Annotated in this window: 22 protein-coding genes; 12 read left to right on the top strand and 10 right to left on the bottom strand. The window is 65.2% G+C overall.

The genetic code is table 11. The features are described from left to right. The first annotated feature begins 1 nt into the window (after position 1). The 4 genes from U5782_RS23320 (at position 2) to U5782_RS23335 (ending at position 4,855) form a co-directional block, all read left to right on the top strand. On the top strand, positions 2-841 hold the full coding sequence (locus tag U5782_RS23320) for a peptidase C39 (protein WP_322046235.1): 840 nt from the start codon (positions 2-4) through the stop codon (positions 839-841). 180 nt (positions 842-1,021) lie between these two features. Then, positions 1,022-2,506, top strand: coding sequence for a hypothetical protein (locus U5782_RS23325; RefSeq protein ID WP_322046236.1), 1,485 nt, complete (start codon positions 1,022-1,024; stop codon positions 2,504-2,506). Between the two features lie 266 nt (positions 2,507-2,772). Then, positions 2,773-4,194 (top strand): sigma 54-interacting transcriptional regulator, encoded by a 1,422-nt coding sequence (locus U5782_RS23330; RefSeq protein ID WP_415914394.1) that lies wholly within the window; start codon positions 2,773-2,775, stop codon positions 4,192-4,194. 163 nt (positions 4,195-4,357) lie between these two features. After that, positions 4,358-4,855, top strand: coding sequence for a dihydrofolate reductase (locus U5782_RS23335; RefSeq protein ID WP_322046237.1), 498 nt, complete (start codon positions 4,358-4,360; stop codon positions 4,853-4,855). 98 nt (positions 4,856-4,953) lie between these two features. Here U5782_RS23335 and pmbA read toward each other — a convergent pair whose 3' ends face one another. Continuing rightward, a complete protein-coding gene (pmbA, locus tag U5782_RS23340; protein ID WP_322046238.1) occupies positions 4,954-6,324 on the bottom strand; it encodes a metalloprotease PmbA in 1,371 nt (456 codons plus the stop codon). A 254-nt stretch (positions 6,325-6,578) separates the two neighbouring features. Here pmbA and yjgA point away from each other — a divergent pair, with 254 nt between their 5' ends. Next, positions 6,579-7,193 (top strand): ribosome biogenesis factor YjgA, encoded by a 615-nt coding sequence (gene yjgA, locus U5782_RS23345; RefSeq protein WP_322046239.1) that lies wholly within the window; start codon positions 6,579-6,581, stop codon positions 7,191-7,193. Continuing rightward, the gene (mog, locus tag U5782_RS23350) at positions 7,180-7,803 is read left to right on the top strand and encodes a molybdopterin adenylyltransferase (protein WP_322046240.1); all 624 of its coding nucleotides are present in this window, start codon (positions 7,180-7,182) and stop codon (positions 7,801-7,803) included. Before yjgA ends, mog begins: the two co-directional genes overlap by 14 nt. A 118-nt stretch (positions 7,804-7,921) precedes the next feature. Here mog and orn read toward each other — a convergent pair whose 3' ends face one another. Continuing rightward, positions 7,922-8,566, bottom strand: a complete 645-nt coding sequence (gene orn, locus U5782_RS23355) for an oligoribonuclease (protein WP_322046241.1) — start codon at positions 8,564-8,566, stop codon at positions 7,922-7,924. Positions 8,567-8,686: 120 nt separating this feature from the next. On the opposite strand from orn, the gene U5782_RS23360 reads away from it, so the two are divergent. From U5782_RS23360 to U5782_RS23370, 3 genes are read left to right on the top strand one after another with little or no spacing between them, the layout of a single operon-like run. Further along, positions 8,687-9,958, top strand: coding sequence for a M48 family metallopeptidase (locus U5782_RS23360; RefSeq protein WP_322046242.1), 1,272 nt, complete (start codon positions 8,687-8,689; stop codon positions 9,956-9,958). Further along, positions 9,955-10,926: a ribosome small subunit-dependent GTPase A gene (gene rsgA, locus U5782_RS23365; protein WP_322046243.1), complete on the top strand. Its 972-nt coding sequence runs from the start codon at positions 9,955-9,957 to the stop codon at positions 10,924-10,926. The genes U5782_RS23360 and rsgA overlap by 4 nt, the downstream gene beginning before the upstream one ends. 37 nt (positions 10,927-10,963) lie before the next feature. Then, positions 10,964-11,284: a DUF2007 domain-containing protein gene (locus U5782_RS23370; protein WP_322046274.1), complete on the top strand. Its 321-nt coding sequence runs from the start codon at positions 10,964-10,966 to the stop codon at positions 11,282-11,284. A gap of 71 nt (positions 11,285-11,355) precedes the next feature. On the opposite strand, the gene U5782_RS23375 is transcribed toward U5782_RS23370, so the two are convergent. The 6 genes from U5782_RS23375 to rpsP form a co-directional block, all read right to left on the bottom strand. Next, positions 11,356-12,294, bottom strand: coding sequence for a CobD/CbiB family protein (locus U5782_RS23375; RefSeq protein WP_322046244.1), 939 nt, complete (start codon positions 12,292-12,294; stop codon positions 11,356-11,358). Between the two features lie 177 nt (positions 12,295-12,471). Then, positions 12,472-13,167: a CoA pyrophosphatase gene (locus tag U5782_RS23380; protein ID WP_322046245.1), complete on the bottom strand. Its 696-nt coding sequence runs from the start codon at positions 13,165-13,167 to the stop codon at positions 12,472-12,474. A gap of 86 nt (positions 13,168-13,253) precedes the next feature. Further along, positions 13,254-13,652, bottom strand: coding sequence for a 50S ribosomal protein L19 (gene rplS / locus U5782_RS23385; protein WP_322046246.1), 399 nt, complete (start codon positions 13,650-13,652; stop codon positions 13,254-13,256). A 161-nt stretch (positions 13,653-13,813) separates the two neighbouring features. Beyond that, on the bottom strand, positions 13,814-14,581 hold the full coding sequence (gene trmD / locus U5782_RS23390) for a tRNA (guanosine(37)-N1)-methyltransferase TrmD (RefSeq protein ID WP_322046247.1): 768 nt from the start codon (positions 14,579-14,581) through the stop codon (positions 13,814-13,816). Positions 14,582-14,615: 34 nt separating this feature from the next. Continuing rightward, positions 14,616-15,359, bottom strand: coding sequence for a ribosome maturation factor RimM (rimM, locus tag U5782_RS23395; protein WP_415914388.1), 744 nt, complete (start codon positions 15,357-15,359; stop codon positions 14,616-14,618). Between the two features lie 76 nt (positions 15,360-15,435). Next, a complete protein-coding gene (rpsP, locus tag U5782_RS23400) occupies positions 15,436-15,696 on the bottom strand; it encodes a 30S ribosomal protein S16 (protein ID WP_205984253.1) in 261 nt (86 codons plus the stop codon). Positions 15,697-15,837: 141 nt separating this feature from the next. Between rpsP and U5782_RS23405 the strand changes: the two genes are divergently transcribed. Both U5782_RS23405 and U5782_RS23410 read left to right on the top strand, forming a co-directional pair. After that, positions 15,838-17,166 carry a sorbosone dehydrogenase family protein gene (locus tag U5782_RS23405; RefSeq protein ID WP_322046248.1) on the top strand — a complete coding sequence of 443 codons (1,329 nt, stop codon included), beginning with the start codon at positions 15,838-15,840 and terminating at the stop codon, positions 17,164-17,166. Between the two features lie 169 nt (positions 17,167-17,335). After that, on the top strand, positions 17,336-17,806 hold the full coding sequence (locus U5782_RS23410) for an NINE protein (RefSeq protein WP_322046249.1): 471 nt from the start codon (positions 17,336-17,338) through the stop codon (positions 17,804-17,806). A 7-nt stretch (positions 17,807-17,813) separates the two neighbouring features. Here the strand turns inward: U5782_RS23410 and U5782_RS23415 are convergent, their stop codons facing one another. After that, positions 17,814-18,980 carry a PA0069 family radical SAM protein gene (locus tag U5782_RS23415; protein ID WP_415914389.1) on the bottom strand — a complete coding sequence of 389 codons (1,167 nt, stop codon included), beginning with the start codon at positions 18,978-18,980 and terminating at the stop codon, positions 17,814-17,816. Positions 18,981-19,104: 124 nt separating this feature from the next. Then, a complete protein-coding gene (locus U5782_RS23420; protein ID WP_103707571.1) occupies positions 19,105-19,593 on the bottom strand; it encodes an Lrp/AsnC ligand binding domain-containing protein in 489 nt (162 codons plus the stop codon). 179 nt (positions 19,594-19,772) lie between these two features. On the opposite strand from U5782_RS23420, the gene U5782_RS23425 reads away from it, so the two are divergent. Continuing rightward, a complete protein-coding gene (locus U5782_RS23425; RefSeq protein WP_322046250.1) occupies positions 19,773-21,059 on the top strand; it encodes a D-amino acid dehydrogenase in 1,287 nt (428 codons plus the stop codon). Positions 21,060-21,132 lie beyond the last annotated feature (73 nt).

The following is a 21,132-nucleotide window of genomic DNA, read 5'->3' on the forward strand; positions in this document are numbered from 1 at the left end:
CATGAATCGCAACCTCTCACAAACTGGCATCGCAGCAGGGATCTGCGCGCTCGCCTGCGCTTATTCGAGCGGAGCAAGCGCCGCCGAGAGCCTTGCCGACACGCAACCCGCCACGCCCGCGTTTCTCGCCGCGGGCGGCGCCGACGCACACCCCGTGCAGATCGAAGCCGTCGACGACGACGTGCTTGCGCATCAAACGGGTAAATACGCCGGCAACGACATGATTTCCGGCATGGTTCTCAACGTGCTGTCGCAATGGCAGCTGCCCAACGGCGCCACCGCCGCGGCCCAGGGCACGCTCACGGTCGAGCAGAGTACGTCCAATCAGCTGAGCGCGAGCGTTCAGACGAGCGCCAAGGTCACCGACCCCGTCCCGGGCGGCACGACGAGGCGCAACAGCGGCGCCACGCCGGATACGTCGGTCTCGGGCGGACAGAACGTGGCCGTCAACGGCGTCTCGCAAGTCACCCAGGTCGCCGGCAACAGCAACATCGGCATGAACTCGGCGACCATCGACTACAACAACAGCGCCACGCAGCAACTCACGGGCGCGAATTCGCCGAGCGCCTCGGCCTCGAACGCCAACGGCACCATCACGGCCGGGATCGCCTTCGGCAACAACGGTATCAACGTCACGTTGCAAACACCCGCCGGCAGGGCGACGCAAAACATCATGCCGAGCAACACGGCGCAGGCGGGCTCGATCGCCCAGCTGCTCCAGATCGCGGGTAATAACCAGCAGGTCGCCAATCAGTTGCAACTCAGTCTGCAAACGCAGCAGCTGACTGCGCAAATGATCCGGCAGACCGGCGTACTACAAGCTCTGCGCAACATCCGCTGACAACCCAACCGCCAACGACACGCCGCCCTCCGCCAGGGGCGGCTGAAAACAGAGGAGACCGAAGGAGCCGTACGCGCAGGAGCAGGTGCTGCGCGACGTATTGAGGAGATGCATCGACGTGCGCGGGCACGGAACCAGGGGGTTCTGTCATCCGCCCGCTTTCGATCCGGGGGAAGAAGAATGAACACGATATTCAAGACGGCAGCGCCGCAATTGCGGCTGGGTGCTATTCCAGCAGCAGTCCTGCTTTTCACGCTCGCGCAAACCGCTCATGCGCAGGCGCTGCAAGGCCAATCGCTCGAAGACCGGGTCAACACGCTCATGCGTGTGGTCGACGAGCAGCAACGCCAGATCCAGTCTCTCGAGCGCCAGGTGACCAACCTGGAAATGTCCGAGCGCGGACGTGGCGTGCCGGGCGCCGGTGCGCCCGACGCCTCTTCCGGCACGAGCGTCGCCGAACAGCCCGGCGCGGACGGCCTGCCCGTCCCGCTGCCGCCGCTCGCGCAGGCGCTGCCTGGCGCCAATGCGCCCGGCGCCCTCACGGGCACCGCCACCGGCGTGCCGGTGAATCCGCCCTCGCCCGACGCCGGCACGGCTGGCGCCGCGACGGGCACATCGGCGGCGAGCGGCCCGCAGCAGGGCGCGCCCGTCGGCGTGAATCCGGCCAGCCCGACCGTGGGCGAAACCCAGAAGAACGCCGCACCCGAGCGCACCCAGGCCGAGCAGGCCGTCGTGGAGCGCGAGCATGCGCCACTCTTCGACCACAAGCTCACGCTTGACTGGGGTATCAGCGACACGTACTACGATCGTCGTCAGCTACAGCTCTCGGGTTTCCTTGCGCTGGACGCGATTTTCCTCGGCAACATCAATCTGGGCGAAACCAAGTCGCACCAGATCATGGCCGATCTCGACACGCGGTACGGCATCACCGACCGCATGAGCATCGACGTCGACGTGCCCTACATCTACCGCCACAGCAGCTTCATCGTGGGCGGCGCGGGCGGCGCGGCGAGTTCGCTGTCCGATGCGTCGGTGAACTCGAACGCCATCGGCGATGTGAACTTCGGGATCTACTACCAGTTCCTGAAGGAAACCAACAACCTGCCCGACGTGGTCGGCAGCCTGCGCGTGAAGACGCCGACCGGCACCTCGCCCTTCGGCATCAAGGTGCAGCAACTCACGCAGGACAACACCAACCTCGTCGCGCCGAGCAAGCTGCCCACCGGCACCGGCTTCTGGAATGTCACGGCGGGTCTGTCGGTGCTCAAGACCTACGATCCGGTCGTGCTGTTCGGCAGCCTCTCGTACACGTACAACATTTCGCGCTCGTTCGCCGACATCTCGTCGGTCGTCGGGCAAACCGAGCCTGCGGACGTGAAGCTCGGCGACATCGTGCAGTTCGGAGGCGGCGTCGCGCTCGCCTTCTCCGACAAGGATTCGGCCAGCATCTCCTACACGATGGCCATCGAGCCGCAGTCGAAGACCAAGGCGCCCGGCGGCAGCTGGACCGGCGTGCCGGGCAGCGAAACGACTGCCTCGGTGCTCAACTTCGGGCTCAATCATGTGGTCAACAAGCACCTGACGATCAACGGCGCCGTTGCGATCGGTCTCACGCCCGATGCGCCGAATTTCGTTGTCGGCGTGCGGTTCCCCTATACCTTCTGATGAATGCGAGGTTGATCGTGCGCGAATCCTCACATCTGAGCGCCAACGTAACGTCGTTCGCCGGGGCGAGCCAGCGGCTCGCCGTGGTCGGACAGCCGCCGCATGCCACGTATGCGGAAAACGGCGCGACGCATGGCGCGACCGAAGGCAAAGCGGACACCACGGCGCGCGGGCTCGACGCGCCGGACGTGGCCAGGTCCGCAACGTCGGCGGATGCGGCATCGAGCGCGCCGCGCGCGGCGGGACGCGCGAGCGACGGCAGGCCGATTGCGGACATCGACCGGATGCTGCTCTACGTCGCCCGCACCCCGGACGCCCAGCTCGGCGCGTATCTGAAGAGCCGCGGCTGGGAAGTCGCCACCGCCAAGACCGCGCACGAAGCCACGCGCCTCGTCAAACAGGAGCCGACCTGCGCGGGCATCGTCGACCTGACCGGCTTCGCGCCGCGCGATCTGGCCGGGCTCGAAGCCGCGCTGCGGCTACAGCAGGTAGGCTGGATCGCGCTCACCGACGCGCAGCGCCTGACCGACCCCGAAGTGCGCCGCCTGATCCGCCACTACTGCTTCGACTACGTGCACCTGCCGGTCGCGCCCGCGACGCTCGACTATCTCGTGGGCCACGCCTTCGGCATGGTCACGCTGTGCGACTTCGACGACGCCCCGGCCTCGGCGACGAGCCAGGACGAAGACGAGATGGTGGGCACCTGCGAAGCGATGCAACAACTCTTTCGCACCATCCGCAAGGTAGCGAACACGGATGCGACGGTGTTCATCTCGGGCGAGTCCGGCACCGGCAAGGAACTCACCGCGCTCGCGATCCACGAACGCTCGCCACGCCGCAAGGCGGCGTTCGTGCCGATCAACTGCGGCGCGATTCCGCACCATCTTCTGCAATCCGAACTATTCGGCTATGAGCGTGGCGCCTTCACGGGGGCGAACCAGCGCAAGATCGGCCGCGTCGAGTCCGCCAACGGCGGCACGCTGTTCCTCGACGAAATCGGCGATCTGCCGATGGAAAGCCAGGCAAGCCTGCTGCGTTTTCTGCAGGAGGGCAAGATCGAGCGCCTGGGCGGACACGAACAGATTCCCGTGGACGTGCGCATCATTTCGGCCACCCACGTCGATCTCGAAGCGGCGATGCGCGACGGGCGCTTTCGCGCGGACCTCTTTCACCGCCTGTGCGTGCTGCGCGTGGACGAACCGCCGCTGCGCGCGCGCGGCAAGGACATCGAGATCCTCGCGCATCACGTGCTGCACAAGTTCAAGATGGACAGCGCGCGCAAGATCCGCGGCTTCACGCCCGACGCCATCGAGGCCATGTACAACTACAACTGGCCCGGCAACGTGCGCGAACTCATCAACCGCGTGCGGCGCGCGATCGTGATGGCCGAAAGCAAGCTGCTCTCGGCGGACGATCTCGACCTCGGCCAGTTCACCGAGCAGCAGACGGTCACGCTCGCGCAGGCGCGCGAAGCGGCCGAGAAGCGCGCGATCGAGGCGGCGTTGCTGCGCCACCGCCACCGCCTGACCGAAGCGGCGGCCGATCTCGGCATCTCGCGGGTGACGCTCTATCGGCTGATGGGCACGCATGGGCTGCGCGACGAAAAGAGCATCTTCGGCGCGGAAGCCGAAAATCAGGCCGAGAACCTGGCGGCCGTGACGGGTCCGCTGCCTGATCCCGAAGCTTGAGAGGATGGCGGCCGACGCGCCGATGCGGCCAGGTGTGACCGCGGCGGCGCGTTCGGGCGCAAGTGGCTCAGGACGGGCAACGGGTGTTCGAAGCGCCGTCGGGTAGAATCGCTGCGATCGACCTTTCAATTCCTTCGCAATTCGACTCTCTCCGACCCTCTCGATGACGACGCTCACCCTGATCGTCGCTCGCGCCCAAAACGGCGTGATCGGCCGCGACAACGAGCTGCCCTGGCGGCTGCCCGAAGACCTCGCTTTCTTCAAGCGCACCACCATGGGCGCGCCCATCGTGATGGGCCGCAAGACCCACGAATCGATCGGCCGCGCACTGCCCGGACGGCGCAACATCGTCGTCACGCGCGACGCCACGAAGCGCTTTGCCGGCTGCGATACGGTGACGAGCCTCGAAGCGGCGCTTGCGCTCGCGGGCGAGGACCAGGCACCCGAAGCGTTCCTGATCGGCGGTGCGCAACTCTATGCCGAGGGCATCGGGCTCGCGCAGAAACTCATCGTCACGGAGATCGCCGCCGATTTCGACGGCGACGCGCATTTCCCCGCGCCGGACACGGCGATCTGGCGCGAGACGGCACGCGAGACCTTGCACGCGAACGCGCCCAATAACTTCGATTTCGCGTTTGTGACGTACGAGCGGCGGGATTGAGCCGATCGCTGCGCACGAGCACGCTCGAAGCGCTCAAAAAAAACGGCACGCCAGGGCGTGCCGTTTTCATTTCCGCTAACGCGTTAAGCGCGCAAGCTTTACTGCCCCGCCACCGTCATGCGCTCGATCAGCACCGAGCCGGTTTGACGCGTGCCGCGTGCGAGCGTATCCGCGCCCACCGCGACGATATGGCGGAACATCTCCTGCAGCGTGGACGCCACCGTGATTTCCTCGACCGGATACTGGATCTTGCCGTTCTCGACCCAGAAGCCCGACGCACCGCGCGAATAGTCGCCCGTCACGAAGTTCACGCCCTGCCCCATCAATTCGGTGAGCAGCAGACCCGTGCCGAGCTTTTTGAGCATGGCCTCGAAGTCGTCTTCGGGGTTCGTCAGCGAGCTTTGCAGTTGCAGGTTGTGCGAGCCGCCCGCATTGCCGGTCGTCTGCATGCCGAGCTTGCGCGCCGAATACGACGAGAGGAAGTAGCCCTGCACCACGCCGTCCTTGACGACTTCGCGACGTTGCGTGCGCACGCCTTCTTCGTCGAACGGCGCGCTGCCCGCGGCGCGCGGCACGTGCGGATCTTCGACGATCTGGATATGCGGCGCGAACACCGGCTTGCCGAGACTATCGACGAGGAACGAGGTCTTGCGATAGAGCGCGCCGCCGCTCGTGGCCTGCACGAACGCGCCGAGCAGACCGGCCGCCAGCGGCGCCTCGAACAGCACCGGCACCTTGCGGGTGTCGAGGCCGCGTGCGTTCAGGCGCGAGAGCGCGCGCTCCGCGGCGTAACGACCCACCGCTTCGGGCGAAGCCAGTTCGCTCGCGTTGCGCCGCGAGGTGTACCAGTCGTCGCGCTGCATGCTGCGGCCCGTGCCCGCGATGGGTGCGCAGGCCACGTAGTGGCGCGAGTACGGATAGCCGTGCATGAAACCACCGGAGGTGGCCAGCACGAATTGCGAGTGCTGCGCCGAGACGCTCGCGCCTTCGGAATTGGTCACGCGGCGGTCGGTGGCGAATGCGGCGTCTTCGGCGCGGCGCGCGATCTCGACGGCTTCGTCGGCCGTCACGCTCCAGGGGTGATAGAGATCGAGGTCGCGCGGCGCGTTTTCCAGCAACTCGCGCTCGGCGAGGCCGGCGCAGTCGTCGTCGGCGGTGAAGCGCGCGATGTTGTAGGCGGCCGCCACGGTGTCCTTGAGCGCCTGCGCGGAAAAGTCCGAGGTGCTCGCGTTGCCGCGCTTCTTGCCGATATAGACGGTCACACCGACCATCTTGTCGCGGTTGTGCTCGATGGTCTCGACTTCACCGCGTCGCACGGACACCGAAAGACCATCGCCTTCGGAGATCTCGGTCGCGGCGTCGCTTGCGCCGAGGGTCTTCGCGTGGCGGAGGATGTCCGACGCGATCTCCTTCAGTTCGTCCTGGGTGTGCGGGAAAAAACGTTGCCGGGCTTCGAGGTCTGCAGCCATTGTCGTTACGGTCCGGTTTCGGGCCGGTGCGGCCCGCTTGTCGTGTGTCGGAGGTGTCGCGTGATGCGTCGCGCGCTTGCTGCGCAAGTGATGCGCGTGGCGCCGTGACGTTTGACGCGTTTCGCGATCATAGCAAGGTATGCGAACGCGCACCGAGGGCGAGCGTGCCGCAATGCCGCATGACGCGCACTTTCCGCCCCTGGTCGCCGGCTTCCAGCCCGACCGGCTCGCGCGCGCACGCTACAATATGCGTCATGAAACGCAAAACCCGCATTCAACCCATGAACGACGCTGTCGCCGAAGTCGACGACAACGGTTACGATCGCCCGAGCAAATCGCAGCTCAAGCGCGAGATGGAAGCCCTCCAGCAGCTGGGCATCGCGCTCGTCGAGCTGCCCAAGGACGCGCTCAAACGCATGCCGATGACGGAAGACGTCGCCGACGCCGTGCGCGAAGCGCGCCGCATCACCGACCACGAAGGCCGTCGCCGTCAGCTCCAGTATGTGGGCCGCATGATGCGCGGTCTGACCGAAGCCGAAGTCGCCGCCCTGCGCACGGCGCTGGACGAGCATCGCGGCGTGAACAAGGCCGCCACGGCGCGCCTGCACTGGATCGAGCGCACGCGCGACAAGCTGCTGGCCAACGACGATGCGCTCACCGCCTTTATCCGCGAGTATCCGGCTGCCGACCCGCAGGAAGGCCGCACGCTGATCCGCAACGCGCGCCGCGAGCAGCAGCAGGCCAAGCCGCCCAAGTACTTCCGCGAACTGTTCCAGTGGATCAAGGACGTGAGCAGCCAGGGCAACGAGGAGGCCGACGCGCCCGCGAAGCACCACGCGGGCGAGGACGAGGAAGATGACGAAGCCTGAGCGTCGCCAGCCTGAGGAACTCGTGATCGGCCTCGTGTCGGTCAGCGACCGCGCCACCGCGGGCGTCTACGAGGACAAGGGCATTCCGTCGCTGATGGAGTGGCTCGGCGCGGCGCTGAAATCGCCGTGGCGCGCCGAAACGCGCCTGATCCACGACGATGCGGCGACTATCTCGGCCACGCTCACGGCGCTCGTCGATGGCCTTGGCTGCGACCTTGTGCTCACGACGGGCGGCACCGGCCCCGCGCGCCGCGACGTCACACCCGAAGCGACGCTGGCCGTCGCCACGAAGGAAATGCCGGGTTTTGGCGAGCAGATGCGCCAGATCAGCCTGAATTTCGTGCCGACGGCAATCCTCTCGCGCCAGGTCGCGGTAATTCGCGAAACCGACGACCACGCCGCGCTCATCATCAACCTGCCCGGCCAGCCGAAATCGATCAAGGAAACGCTGGAAGGGCTGCGCGACGAGAACGGCAAAAGCACTGTGCCCGGCATCTTCGCGGCGGTGCCCTACTGCATCGACCTGATCGGCGGCCCGTATATCGAGACCGATCCCGCCGTCGTGGCGGCATTCCGGCCGAAGAACGCACAGCGTCCGCCGCGCGCCTGAGCACCAGAAGGACCATAAACGCCAGGCAGGCCACGTTCGGCCGCCCCGCAACGTAAAACGGCGCCCGAGGGCGCCGTCTTTCATGGGGCAAGCCGCGCCCCGGTGTGGCTCGCGCGCCTTACTTCGCGGCGTCGCCCGCAGGCGGCTGCATCGCATCGGCAGCCGGCGCCGACGGAATCAGGAAATGCTCGCGGTAGTACTTGAGTTCGTCGATCGACTCGTGGATGTCGGCCAGCGCCGTGTGCATCGCGCGCTTCTGGAAGCCCTTGTAGATGGCAGGCTGCCAGCGGCGGCACAGCTCCTTGAGCGTGCTCACGTCGAGGTTGCGGTAGTGGAAGAAGCGCTCGAGCGTCGGCATCCAGCGCGCCATGAAGCGGCGATCCTGGCAGATCGAATTGCCGCACATCGGCGACTTGCCCGGCGGCACGTACTGGGCGAGGAACGCCATGATCTGTTCGGTGGCGCTTTCTTCGGTCACCGTCGAGGCGCGCACGCGCTCGGTCAGGCCCGAGCGGCCATGCGTGTTGCGGTTCCACTCGTCCATGCGGTCGAGCACGGCTTCCGGCTGATGGATCGCCAGCACCGGGCCTTCGATCAGCTTGTCGAGCGTGGAGTTGGTCACCACCACGGCGATCTCGATGATCCGGTCATTATCGGGGTCGAGACCCGTCATCTCCATATCGAGCCAGATCAGGTTCATGTCGGTGCGCTCCATTGCCGGAGTCGCCTGGCCCGCCGGGTCGGCAGAAGTGATGTCAGTCATGAAGGTCGCCTGAAACGGTAGGATGGCGGCGCGCAGGGCCTGCGCAACCCCGGAATCGGGATGCGATGGCCGGGCCGCCGAGAACATATAATTGTCGCATAGATACCACGGACTTCCCGGATGCCTAACTTGTCCCCTGCGTTGAGTTTCAGCGCGCTTTTCATGGTCGCCGTCCTCGCGATGGTCGCGACCAAACTCTGGCTGGCGTCGCGCCAAACCCGCTTCGTCGCGGCCCATCGCGACGCGGTGCCCGCCCAGTTCGCGGCCACCATTGCGCTCACGGCCCACCAGCGTGCCGCCGACTACACCGTCGCGCGCACCCGCCTCGGCATGGTCGAGATCGTGCTGTCGGCTGTCGTGCTGATCGCACTCACGCTGCTTGGCGGCGTGCAGGCGCTCGATCTGGGCGTCTCCGACCTGCTCGGGCGCGGCTACGTCGGCCAGATTGCGCTGATCGGCGCGGTGCTTGCCGTGAGCGGCATCATCGAGTTGCCGCTCGACTACTACCGTCAGTTCGTGGTCGAAGAGCGCTTCGGCTTCAACCGCATGACGAAGCGCATCTTCTTCATGGACCGCATCAAGGGACTCGTGATCGGCGCCGCGTTTGGCATTCCGCTGCTGTTCGTCGTGCTCTGGCTCATGAAGCAGGCCGGCGGCCTCTGGTGGCTGTGGACCTGGGTGGTGTGGGTCGGCTTCCAGATGCTCGTGCTGATCCTCTACCCCACCTTCATCGCGCCGCTCTTCAACAAGTTCGAACCGCTCAAGGACGAAGCGCTGCGCTCGCGCATCGAAGCGCTGATGCAACGCTGCGGCTTCGCGGCCAAGGGGCTCTTCGTGATGGACGGCAGCCGCCGCTCCGCACACGGCAATGCGTATTTCACGGGCTTTGGCGCGGCCAAGCGCATCGTCTTCTTCGACACGCTGCTCGCGCGCCTCTCGGGCAGCGAGATCGAGGCTGTGCTCGCGCACGAACTCGGCCACTTCAAGCGTCGTCACGTCATCAAGCGCATGGTCGTCACGTTCCTGATCAGCCTCGTGCTGCTCGGTCTGCTCGGCTGGCTCACGCAGCGCGTGTGGTTCTACGAGGGGCTGGGCGTGCGTCCGTCGCTGCTCGGCGGCAACGAGGGCCTCGCGCTCGTGCTGTTCTTCCTCGCCGTGCCGGTGTTCCTGTTCTTCATCACGCCGTTTAACAGCCTGAGCTCGCGCAAACACGAGTTCGAAGCCGACGCCTTCGCCGCCACCCAGACCGACGCGCAGCAGCTCGTCAATGCGCTCGTGAAACTGTATGAGGACAACGCGTCGACGCTCACGCCCGACCCGCTCTACACCGCGTTCTACTACTCGCATCCGCCGGCTTCGCAGCGGATCGACAAACTGCTCGCGCACGCATGAACCGGCGCGCATCGAAGGGCGCCGGCGCAGCCGGGCAAACGGGCGCAGCGAATGCAAGCAACGCGACGCTGCACGGCGTCGTGATCGCCGCGCACGGCCGTCACTACCTGGTCGCGCCGGATGACGGCGGCGTGCCGCTCCAGTGCTTCCCGCGCGGCAAGAAGAGCGAGGTCGCCGTGGGCGACCGCGTGGACTATCAATCGACTTCGGCCGACCAGGGCGTGATCGTCGCGATCGGCGAGCGGCGCAACCTGCTCTATCGCTCGGATCAATACAAGTCGAAGCTCTTCGCGGCCAATCTCGACCAGTTGCTGATCGTGCTCGCCACCGAGCCGCACTTCAGCGAGGATCTGCTCGGGCGCGCGCTGGTGGCGGCCGAAGCCAACGGCCTGAAACCGATCATCCTGCTCAACAAGATCGATCTGGAAGCCATGCTGCCGCTCGCGCGCCAGCGGCTCGAGCGCTATCGCGCGCTGGGCTATACGGTGCTGGAAGTGTCGGAGAAGAAACATCCCGAGGAGGCGCGCGCGATCCTCAGCGAACATCTGAACGGCCATCAGACCATCCTGCTCGGCCAGTCGGGCATGGGTAAATCGACGCTCGTGAATCTCCTGATTCCCGACGCCGAAGCCGCCACGCGCGAAATCTCCACGGCGCTCAATAGCGGCCGGCATACGACCACTTTCACGCGGCTCTACAAGTTGCCGGGCGTGGGGGCGGCAGGCGGCGCGCTGATCGATTCGCCGGGCTTCCAGGAATTCGGCCTCTATCACCTCACCGAAGGCACGCTCGAGCGCGCCTTCCCCGAGTTCCGGCCGCTGCTCGCGCATTGCCGCTTCTACAACTGCCATCACCTGCACGAGCCGGGCTGCGCGGTGCTCGAAGCGGTCGAGGACGGCCGTATCGCCGAGGAGCGTCACGCGCTCTATGCGCAGCTCGTGCACGAAATCAGCCAGGTCGTGCGCTGACGCGCGCGCCTTGGCGGCATCCTCCCGGCCTCCCATGATCAAGCTCGTGCGCGCGCCCAATGTGGTCATCGCCCAGCATTGGATGAACATCCTGGCCACGGCGGGCGTGGCGAGCGAGTTGCACAACCGCTATCTGAGCGGTGCGATGGGCGAGATTCCGGCCGAGCAGTGCGCGCCCGAGATCTGGCTCGTCGACGAGCGCGACGAAGCACTGGCGCGCAGGCTGATCGCCGACGCAACCCGTGGCCCCGCGCCCGGCACGCCTTCGTGGCGCTGCCCGCAGTGCGGCGAGACGCTGGAGCCGCAATTCACGGTCTGCTGGCAGTGTGGACGCGAGCGCGATCCACGCGACGACTGAAAGCCCCCTCTGAAATGCAAACGGCCCGCTTCGAAGCGGGCCGTTTGCTTTGGGCGAAATCGCGCGGAGCCTTAAACCCAGACGGCGATCGTCAGCATCAGCAGCAGGATCATCCACAGGATCACAGCGCGCCAGACGAGGCCCACAGCCGATTGCAGCGTGCGCGGCGTGCAGTCGTCGCCGACCGTGTAGGGACCACCCTCGCCCGGCTGGGCGATCGCATCGACGCTCGACTGCTCGGCGAGCGGCCCCGACAGGCGCGCACCCAGTGCGCCGCTGCCAGCGGCCAGCAGCACGCCTTCGTTGGTATCGGGCCACTGGTTCGCATGATTGCGCCAGGCGTAGATCGCGTCCTCGAAATTGCCGACGATGGCAAAGCCCATCGACGTCAGGCGCGCCGGAATCCAGTCGATCACGAAAAACACATGCTGCGCGAAGTTCGAGAAGGCTTCGGTGCGATCCTCTGCGGGACGCGCCCACTCACGCGCGAGGTATTCGGAGATTCGGTACAGCACCGCGCCCGCCGGGCCGATCGGCACGAGGAACCAGAAGAACACGCCAAACACGTGACGATGCGAGGCCACCACGGCATGAATGAGCGTATGGCGCACGATCTCGCTCACGGGCATGTCCACGGCGTCGATGCCGGTCCATTCGGTGAGCACTTCGCGCGCGCGCGGCACGTCGTCGTTATTGAGCGCGAGGTGGATGTCGGTGAAATAGTGGCTGAACTGCCGGAAACCGAGCGTGAAGTACACCACCACCACGTTCCAGAGGAACGCCAGCACGAAGCTGATGTGATAGAGCACGTAGTAGACCAGCGCCGTGGCCACGGTCCAGGGCAACACGACCACGAGCCAGGCGATCAGGCCATGCTTCTGCTTACCCGCGTCAAAGCCGTGCGCGGCCCATTCTGCATTGAGGCGCACCAGTGCCATCACCGGATTATTCGGCGAAAGCGCCCGCACCTGTTCGATGACGAGAGCCAGCAATACGGAGAAGAAGGTCATGCGACGCGCCGTGCAAGTCGGGTTGCAGAAGGGGTTTCAGAAAATTGTTGCAACGATATCACAGGGCCAGATGTGCCTGAACGTCCAGCGGCAAAGACACAACAGCGACGTAAGATTGCGTCGCGAATCTGCAAGATTTCCCCTCGGCGGCACGTTACGGCCGAGCGTCGAAAAAGCTCAGGCGAGCAGGAAGCGATAGAAGTTGCGCAGCATGCCAGCGGTCGCGCCCCAGATGAAATGCGACGTGCCGACGGCCGAGGCGCCCGTGCCCTGCTGCGGATACGGCATGGCGAAAAAGCGGCGCTCGCCGCCCTCCCAGCGAAATACACGCACTTCGTGGTTCGCCGGGTTCATCAGAAAGCCGAGCGGCACTTCGAAGATGCTCGCGACTTCCAGTGCATCGGCCGCCAGCGAAAACGGCTCGTGCACGAGCCCCACCACGGGCGTCACGCGAAAGCCCGTGCCGGTCAGATACTCGGGCAGCGCACCCAGCACCTCGACGCGGCCCGGATCGAGATCAACTTCCTCGTGCGCCTCGCGCAAGGCGGCGGCGATGGGCGTGGCGTCAGCCGGCTCGCGGCTGCCGCCCGGAAAACTGACCTGTCCTGCGTGATTGCTCAGATGGTCGGCGCGCTGCGTGAGCAGCACATTCAGGCCCGACGCGCGGATCGCGAGCGGAATCAGTACGGCCGCCTCGCGCGGATCGCGAATGTCGGTGACGCGCGATTCCTGCGGCTCCGGGTCCCAAGGCAGACGCTGCTCGAAACGCGCACGCAGGCCATCGGGCGTGAGACGCCCAGCTGCGACGGTAGGCAGATCGGCGCCCGTCGATTCGATCGGCAGGCTTTCGGGTTCAAATACTGGACGGATCAACGGCTGACTCGGGGTTCGGGCACACGCGATTATTTTGCGGCCAAAAAGAAAAAAGCACCCCGAAGGGTGCTTCTTTCTTACAGCTTTTACGCCTGCTCGGCAGCCGGAGCAGCTGCGCGGTCTTTCGACACCAGCTTTTCCTTGATGCGAGCCTTCTTGCCCGACAGGTTGCGCAGGTAGTACAGCTTCGCGCGACGAACGTCGCCGCGGCGCTTCACCACGATGCTTGCCAGCAGCGGCGAGTACGTCTGGAACGTACGCTCGACGCCTTCGCCCGACGAGATCTTGCGAACGATGAACGCCGAGTTCAGACCGCGGTTACGCTTTGCGATCACGACGCCTTCGTATGCCTGAACGCGCTTACGCGTGCCTTCGACAACGTTCACATTGACGATCACCGTATCGCCAGGAGCGAAGTCGGGGATGGTTTTCTCGCCCAGCACGCGCTGGATTTCTTCCTGCTCGAGTTTTTCGATCAGATTCATGAATGACTCCGTAAGCCATCTTGTCGGCGTTCGTACCTGCGCCGGATCTCGCGAGAAACCCAGGCGACTACGGCCCCGATAGAGGATGGATTCACATCTGGCACCGTTCACGCATGAAGCGGCACCGCCTTGGACGCCTCGCGCCCTGCCCGCCCGAAGCCTCAGGCTTCGTTCGCGCTCTTTGCGAGACTAGCGAGCCATGCCTCGTCGGCACGACTCAACATCTTGTTCTTGCGGGCCCGAGCAATCAGATCGGGCCGTTTAAACCACGTGTTGCGCAGCGACTCGCGACGACGCCATTGCTCGATTTCCGCATGATGGCCGCCGAGCAGCACATCGGGTACGCGCACGCCGTCGTATTCCTCGGGCCGCGTGTAATGCGGGCAGTCGAGCAGACCGTCCACGAAGCTGTCCTGCACCGCCGAGAGCGCGTCATTGAGCACGCCCGGCAGCAGTCGCACCACAGCATCCATCAGCGCCATCGCGGGCAGTTCGCCCCCCGACAGCACGAAGTCGCCAAGGCTGACTTCCTCGTCCACGCAACGGTCGACGAGACGCTGGTCGATCGCTTCGTAGCGCCCGCACAGGATCACGAAACCGGGTTCCTGCGCGAACTGCACGGCGCGTTCATGCGTGAGCGGCTTGCCTTGCGGCGACATCAGCAACACACGCGGTTTGGCCACGCCCTGCTCCGCCTGCGCGGCTTTCGCCGCGTCGATCGCCGCTTCGAGCGGTTTGGCCAGCATGACCATGCCAGGCCCACCGCCATAAGGACGATCGTCGATGGTGCGGTAATTGTCGGTCGTGAAATCGCGCGGATTCCACGCGCGCAACATGTAACGCTGCTGCTTTGCCGCCCGGCTGGTGATACCCCAGTCGGTCAGCGCGCGAAACATTTCGGGGAAGAGCGTAACGACATCGAACTGCATCGCTCTCTCCGTTCAGCGAATCAGCACAGCAGGTTCAGTAATCGGCTTCCCAGTCGACGACAATGCGTTTCGCCGCCAGGTCCACCGTCTTCACAAACACGCCGACGAACGGGATCAACCGCTCGCCGGTGGTGGGCTTGCCGTCCTTGCCCGTTTCCGGGAACTCGATACGCAACACCGACTGCGCACCGTTGTCGATCAGGTCGGCGACCTTGCCCAGCTCGACGCCCGCCTCGTTGGCGACATCGAGACCGATGAGGTCGACCCAGTAATACTCGTCGGCTTCCGTGACGGGGAAATCCGCACGGGTCACGTAGATACGCGCACCGCGCAGCAGCACCGCGGCGTCGCGGTCGGTGAGACCACCCAGTTGCGCGACGACAGAGTCGCCGTGCACCTTGGCGCTCACACGCACCGCGGAATAACGCTCGGGCCGCTCGCGCCCCTTCAGGAGCCACCAGCGCTTCGCCGCCAGCAAGGCTTTGCCGCCTTGCGCGTGCGGCGCGATCTTCAGCCCGCCTTTGAGGCCATAGGCTTCGATCACGGCACCGACTTCGATTGCATCGGCCGGCCAGCTCGCCGGAGTTTCGGCTCGCAAACCTTCGGCGGCAGCCGAAACTTGCGCACTGGGCGCGCTTTCGCGCACCGGCGCCTTACGCACGAACGCACCGAAGGTCGGTGCGGAACGTGCCGGACGCCCGCCAGCCTTGCCACTGTCCTGCGGCGTCACTGCGCCCGTAGCCTTGGCGTCCGCTTTTGCGTCGTCATGCTCGGGCATGGACAAACCTCGCAGCCAGCTTGAAATCGCACACGCGGCTTACGCTGCGCGCACGGGGGTAAAACACATCAAAGACTTAAGCAGCCGGAGCAGCAACAGCCTTTTGCGCTTCCTTCACGAGACGGGCAACTGCCGGCGACATTTGTGCGCCGTTTTCTTGCCAGTACGTGACGCGATCTTGAGCGATGCGCAGCGTTTCACCCTTGGTAGCGACCGGGTTGTAGAAGCCCACGCGCTCGATGAAGCGGCCGTCACGACGGTTACGCGAATCGGTTGCGACGATGTTGTAGAACGGGCGCTTCTTCGAGCCGCCGCGTGCCAGACGGATGATAACCATACTAGAATCCTTGAAAACCGGGGGTTCGGGACTACTGAAACATGCGATTATAGCCCGAAACCAATGGCATAACAAACACTTAACTGGAAACCGCGCAGCTCAACCAGAAAGGCCGTCTGAAAAACGGCAAGGAAGGCGACGATGCAAGGCGATCGAACATCGGCTGGGAGGTCGGACGCAAGCCCACGCGCAAAGGCGGCACAGCGGCCACTGGCGCGGGGCTGGGCGCAATTAGCGTGGTTTCTCGAAGGCCTTCGCTCGCGCGCTTCTCCACTCGCTGCGAATGCGACCCTCTATCGGCCGAACTGTGGCTACGGCGCGTCACAGACGATCGTTGCGCACCTCGCTCGACGTGTTTTCAGTACCGCCATCGCCTGGTTCGCGTTCACCGCACTCCTCCACACGCCACTTGCGCAGGCGGCGCCGCCCATCGAGCGCATCAAGCTGCCGCCCGGCTTCCATATCGAAGTGCTCAGCGACGACGTTCCCGCCGCGCGCGAGATGACGCTCTCGCCCAAGGGCATTCTGTACGTGGGCAGCATGGAGGGCCGCGTCTACGCGCTCGAACTGCGCGACGGCAAGCTCGTGAAGCGCCACGTGGTCGCCTCCGGGCTCACGATGCCGGTGGGCGTGGCCTGGCGCGACGGCGCGCTCTATGTGTCCGCCGTCTCGTCGATCCTGCGACTCGACGCCATCGACACCCATCTCGACGATCCCCCGAAGCCCGCCGTCGTTACCGACCAGCTTCCCACCGAGCGCCATCACGGCTGGAAATTCATCGCCTTCGGCCCCGACGGCAAGCTCTACGTGCCCCAGGGCGCGCCCTGCAACGTCTGCCTGCCGGCGAGCGACCCGCAACGCACCCATTTCGCGATGATCGGACGCATGAACCCGGACGGCTCACATTACGAGACCATCGCGCGAGGCGTGCGCAACACCGTGGGCTTCGCCTGGCACCCGCAGACGCACGAACTGTGGTTCACCGACAACGGCCGCGACATGCTCGGCGACGATATCCCCGACGACAAGCTCAATCGACTCGCGCATGTGGGCGAGGATTTCGGCTTCCCTTATTGCCACGGCGGCAACGTGAGCGATCCGGAGTTCGGCAAGGATCATCCTTGCAGCAGCTTCACGCCGCCGGTCGCAAAACTCGGCGCGCACGTCGCGTCGCTCGGCATGCGCTTCTATACAGGCACGATGTTTCCGGCCGCCTACCGCAACAGCGTATTCATCGCCGAGCACGGTTCCTGGAACCGCAGCCGCAAGGTGGGCTATCGCGTGGTGCGCATCATCGCCGATGCCGATGGCGCGAACGCCCATCAGGAAGTCTTCGCCCAAGGCTGGCTCAACCCCGACGAGACCCAATGGGGCCGTCCCGCCGATGTACTGCCCTTACCCGACGGCTCGCTGCTCATCAGCGACGATTACGCGGGCGCGATCTATCGCGTGACTTACGCGCAGCCCTAGGCCAATCTGCAGTCCGCCGCGCCGGTACCGGACATAAGCCGCAAGCTCTGCTGAAGCGCGGGCGTGGCACGTACAATGGCCCGCGGGCCTAGACAGCCCGCTTGAGTCCGCTTGCCGCCAGGATACGGCTCACGCGCCAATCACGCGCTGCACGACAACCCGCCAGCCCATGTCCAACCAGAAAAACTCCACACGCTTTCGCTCCAAGACACTGACCGCCGCCTTCGCCTTTCTGTTCGGCAGCCTGGGCGCTCACCGCTTCTATCTGTACGGCCCGCGCGATATCTGGGGCTGGGCTCACATCGCCGGCACGCTGCTTGGCATTCCGGGCGTGCTGCTGCTCGTGGCCACCGAGCGCGCGTCGATTCCCGGCTGGGCGCTCGCCGTGATCGGCGCGGTCTCGGTGCTCTCGGCGTTCCTCGCCGCGATCGTCTACGGCCTGCGCCCCGACGTGAAATGGGACGCCCAGTTCAACGCCGCCTTCGCTGGCACACGCGCAAGCCGCTCGGGCTGGACGGTGATCTTCGTGGTGATCTTCTCGCTTCTGATTGGCGCGTTTCTGCTGATGACGGGACTCGCGCTCTCGTTCCAGACTTACTTCGAATCACAGGTGGAAGCCGCCAAGGCCATCTCGCAGTAAGCCCACGCTAGAACAGATCGAGTTGCGGCTTCTCCCGCACGCGCTTCTCGCGCACGAACTCCGACATATCCAGAATGCCGTGGCGGCGCTCGTTAAGCCCGAGCCGGTTCACGGCCTTATGAAAGCGCTGCTTGAGCAGGTCGGCCCACAGCCCTGTACCCTTCATGCGCTGCGAGAACGCCGCTTCGTAATCCTTGCCGCCGCGCATGTCGCGCACGCGGCTCATCACGCGCGCCGCACGCTGCGGGAAATGTGCCTCCAGCCAGTCCTGAAACAACGGCGAGACCTCCCACGGCAAACGCAGCACGATATAGCTCGCGCTCGTCGCGCCTGCCTCGGCACAGGCTTCCAGCACGCGCTCCATGTCCGGCTCGGTGACGAACGGAATCACGGGCGCGATGCTCACCCCCACGGGAATGCCGGCCTCGGCGAGCGTGCGGATCGTGCGCAGGCGCCGCGCGGGCGTGGCGGCGCGCGGCTCGAGCGTGCGCGCGATATCGGCGTCGAGCGTGGTGATGGTGATTGCGGCCATGAACTGGCGGCGCTGCGCCATCGGAGCAAGCAGGTCGATATCGCGCTCGATCAGCGACGATTTCGTGATGGCCGCAAAGGGATGCTGACGCTCGGCCAGCACCTCGATCACGCGGCGCGTGAGACGCAGATCGCGCTCGATGGGCTGCCAGGCGTCCGTGTTCACGCCGAGCGCGATGGGCTCCGGCTCGTAGGACGGCCTGGACATCTCGCGCGCGAGCAGTTCGGGCGCATTGATCTTCGCGTAGAGACGGCTCTCGAAATCCAGCCCCGGCGACAACCCTAGATAACTGTGCGTTGGCCGCGCGAAGCAGTAGATGCAACCGTGCTCGCAGCCGCGGTATGGGTTGAGGGAAACGTTGAACGGAATATCGGGCGACTGGTTGCGCGTGAGAATGCTCTTCGCGCGCTCTTCGAAAACCTGGGTGCGCAGGATGTCCGCCCGGCCTTCGCCACCCTCGTCGCGTGCCTCCCCCTCTTCGGGACTGTCATGCTGCCAGCCGTCGTCGAAGGCTTCGCGCTGATCGACCTCGTAGCGCCCCTGGAGGTTCGTGACCGCGCCGCGCCCCTTGCGCGGCGCAGGCGGGGCGACGGGATACCAGGTCTCGGGTTCGGGCTCGCGGTCGGGTTCCAGGTCTTTCACGGCTCAATGCAGAAAAGCGTGTCGATACTGTATAAATATACAGTATCGACACGCTTTGTCGAGCCCGATAAATAGGGAAACGTCGGGGGAGGCTTCGGGGAAACTTCGGAGCGCTGTCAGCCCGTCACTCGCCAACCGCAATCGTCAGCGACTCCTTGATCTCTTCCATCACCACATAGCTTTTCGACTGCACCGCGCCCGGCAATTGCAGCAGGATGTCCCCAAGCAGCTTGCGATAGTCGGCCATCTCGCCGATGCGCGCCTTGATCAGATAGTCGAAATCGCCCGAGACCAGATGGCATTCGAGCACCTCGGGAATCTTCTGCACTTCGCGGCGGAACTGGTCGAACATGTTGCCGCTCTTGTGGTCGAGTGTGATCTCCACGAACACCAGCAGCGCCGCGCCCAGGACGTTGGGATTCACGCGCGCGTAGTAGCCCGTGATGACGCCATCGCGCTCCATGCGTTTGACGCGTTCAATGCAGGGCGTGACCGATAACCCCACCTGCTCGGCCAGGTCTTTCATGGCCATGCGACCGTCTTCCTGGAGCAGTTTCAGGATGCGGTGATCGAGCCGGTCGAGCGCACGGACCGGCTGACGCTGCGTTCTCATGTTTTTTTCCTGAAAATCTGAAAAATACAATAACAAAATCTAGACCGACAACAATAGCATAGTCGATATCACTGGCTACATCCGATTTTTCATGCCTTGTACGCTGCAGCCGCCCCAGACGGGCGCTCCAGCCCGGCAAAGCGGCGTAGCCCAAACAAATCTAACTGGATGGAGCAACTATGCGAGTCGTCGTGTTGGGCAGTGGTGTGGTCGGGGTGGCCAGCGCCTGGTATCTTGCCCGCGCGGGCCATGAAGTGACGGTGATCGACCGCGAGGCCGCTCCCGCGCTGGAGACCAGCTTTGCAAACGCCGGCCAGATTTCGCCGGGTTACGCGGCGCCGTGGGCTGCGCCGGGCGTGCCGCTCAAGGCCATCAAGTGGATGTTCGAAAAGCACGCGCCGCTCGCCATCCGCCTCGACGGCACGAAGTTCCAGTTGCAGTGGATGTGGCAGATGCTGCAAAACTGTTCGGCCGAGCGCTATGCGCTCAACAAGGGCCGCATGGTGCGTCTGGCCGAATACAGCCGCGATTGCCTGCAAGCGTTGCGCGCCGATACCGGCATCCAGTACGAAGGCCGCACCGGCGGCACGCTCCAGGTCTTCCGCACCCAGCAGCAATTCGACGGCGCGCAGAAAGACATCGCCGTGCTCAAGGACGCGAACGTCCCCTACGAACTGCTGAGCGCAGCCGAACTGCAACGCGCCGAACCCGCGCTCGCCGCTGTCTCGCACAAGCTCACGGGCGGCCTGCGCCTGCCGGGCGACGAAACCGGCGACTGCCAGCTCTTCACCACGCGCCTCGCCGCGATGGCGGCCGAGCTGGGCGTCAAGTTCCGCTACAACACGCCGATCGACGGCCTCGTCGTGCAAGGCGATCGCATCGCGGGTGTGCAATGCGGCGGCGAAGTCGTGCGCGCCGACTCGTATGTGGTTGCGCTCGGTTCTTTCTCGACGAAGATGCTCGCGGGTCTCGTGAAGATCCCCGTCTACCCGCTCAAGGGCTACTCGATCACCGCACCGATCGTCAACGCGGGCGCAGCCCCCGTCTCGACCGTGCTCGACGAGACCTACAAGATCGCGATCACGCGTTTCGACGACCGCATCCGCGTGGGCGGCATGGCCGAGATCGTGGGCTACGACAAGTCGCTCAAGCAGGCTCGCCGTGAAACCCTCGAAATGTGCGTGAACGACCTGTTCCCGGGCGGCGGCGACACGACCAAGGCCACCTTCTGGACCGGCCTGCGCCCGATGACGCCGGACGGCACCCCTGTTGTCGGCCGCACGCCGTTCTCGAACCTGTTCCTGAACACGGGCCACGGCACGCTCGGCTGGACCATGTCGTGCGGCTCGGGCCAGTTGCTGGCCGACCTGATCTCGGGCAAGAGCCCCGCGATCAAGGCCGACGATCTCTCGGTCTATCGCTACCTCGGCGAGACCAAGGGCGAGCATCGTCCGGCTTACGCGTAATCGCGCTTGCGCCGCTTCGCGCGGCCCAGAAAGACAAACGGCGGTCCCGTGCAATCGGGCCGCCGTTTTTCGT

The organism is Paraburkholderia sp. J67 (assembly GCF_905220265.1).
Lineage (GTDB): Bacteria > Pseudomonadota > Gammaproteobacteria > Burkholderiales > Burkholderiaceae > Paraburkholderia.

What these genes read in the sequence shown, in the direction of transcription:
- U5782_RS23375 (WP_322046244.1), bottom strand. Translation starts at nt 12,294, where the DNA reads ATGACCTTCTTCTCCGTATTGCTGGCTCTCGTCATCGAACAGGTGCGG.
- rsgA (WP_322046243.1), top strand. Translation starts at nt 9,955, where the DNA reads ATGAACCGGCGCGCATCGAAGGGCGCCGGCGCAGCCGGGCAAACGGGC.
- rimM (WP_415914388.1), bottom strand. Translation starts at nt 15,359, where the DNA reads ATGCCCGAGCATGACGACGCAAAAGCGGACGCCAAGGCTACGGGCGCA.
- rplS (WP_322046246.1), bottom strand. Translation starts at nt 13,652, where the DNA reads ATGAATCTGATCGAAAAACTCGAGCAGGAAGAAATCCAGCGCGTGCTG.
- U5782_RS23410 (WP_322046249.1), top strand. Translation starts at nt 17,336, where the DNA reads ATGTCCAACCAGAAAAACTCCACACGCTTTCGCTCCAAGACACTGACC.
- U5782_RS23405 (WP_322046248.1), top strand. Translation starts at nt 15,838, where the DNA reads ATGCAAGGCGATCGAACATCGGCTGGGAGGTCGGACGCAAGCCCACGC.
- trmD (WP_322046247.1), bottom strand. Translation starts at nt 14,581, where the DNA reads ATGCAGTTCGATGTCGTTACGCTCTTCCCCGAAATGTTTCGCGCGCTG.
- U5782_RS23335 (WP_322046237.1), top strand. Translation starts at nt 4,358, where the DNA reads ATGACGACGCTCACCCTGATCGTCGCTCGCGCCCAAAACGGCGTGATC.
- U5782_RS23360 (WP_322046242.1), top strand. Translation starts at nt 8,687, where the DNA reads ATGCCTAACTTGTCCCCTGCGTTGAGTTTCAGCGCGCTTTTCATGGTC.
- mog (WP_322046240.1), top strand. Translation starts at nt 7,180, where the DNA reads ATGACGAAGCCTGAGCGTCGCCAGCCTGAGGAACTCGTGATCGGCCTC.
- pmbA (WP_322046238.1), bottom strand. Translation starts at nt 6,324, where the DNA reads ATGGCTGCAGACCTCGAAGCCCGGCAACGTTTTTTCCCGCACACCCAG.
- orn (WP_322046241.1), bottom strand. Translation starts at nt 8,566, where the DNA reads ATGACTGACATCACTTCTGCCGACCCGGCGGGCCAGGCGACTCCGGCA.
- yjgA (WP_322046239.1), top strand. Translation starts at nt 6,579, where the DNA reads ATGAAACGCAAAACCCGCATTCAACCCATGAACGACGCTGTCGCCGAA.
- U5782_RS23325 (WP_322046236.1), top strand. Translation starts at nt 1,022, where the DNA reads ATGAACACGATATTCAAGACGGCAGCGCCGCAATTGCGGCTGGGTGCT.
- U5782_RS23420 (WP_103707571.1), bottom strand. Translation starts at nt 19,593, where the DNA reads ATGAGAACGCAGCGTCAGCCGGTCCGTGCGCTCGACCGGCTCGATCAC.
- U5782_RS23425 (WP_322046250.1), top strand. Translation starts at nt 19,773, where the DNA reads ATGCGAGTCGTCGTGTTGGGCAGTGGTGTGGTCGGGGTGGCCAGCGCC.
- U5782_RS23320 (WP_322046235.1), top strand. Translation starts at nt 2, where the DNA reads ATGAATCGCAACCTCTCACAAACTGGCATCGCAGCAGGGATCTGCGCG.
- rpsP (WP_205984253.1), bottom strand. Translation starts at nt 15,696, where the DNA reads ATGGTTATCATCCGTCTGGCACGCGGCGGCTCGAAGAAGCGCCCGTTC.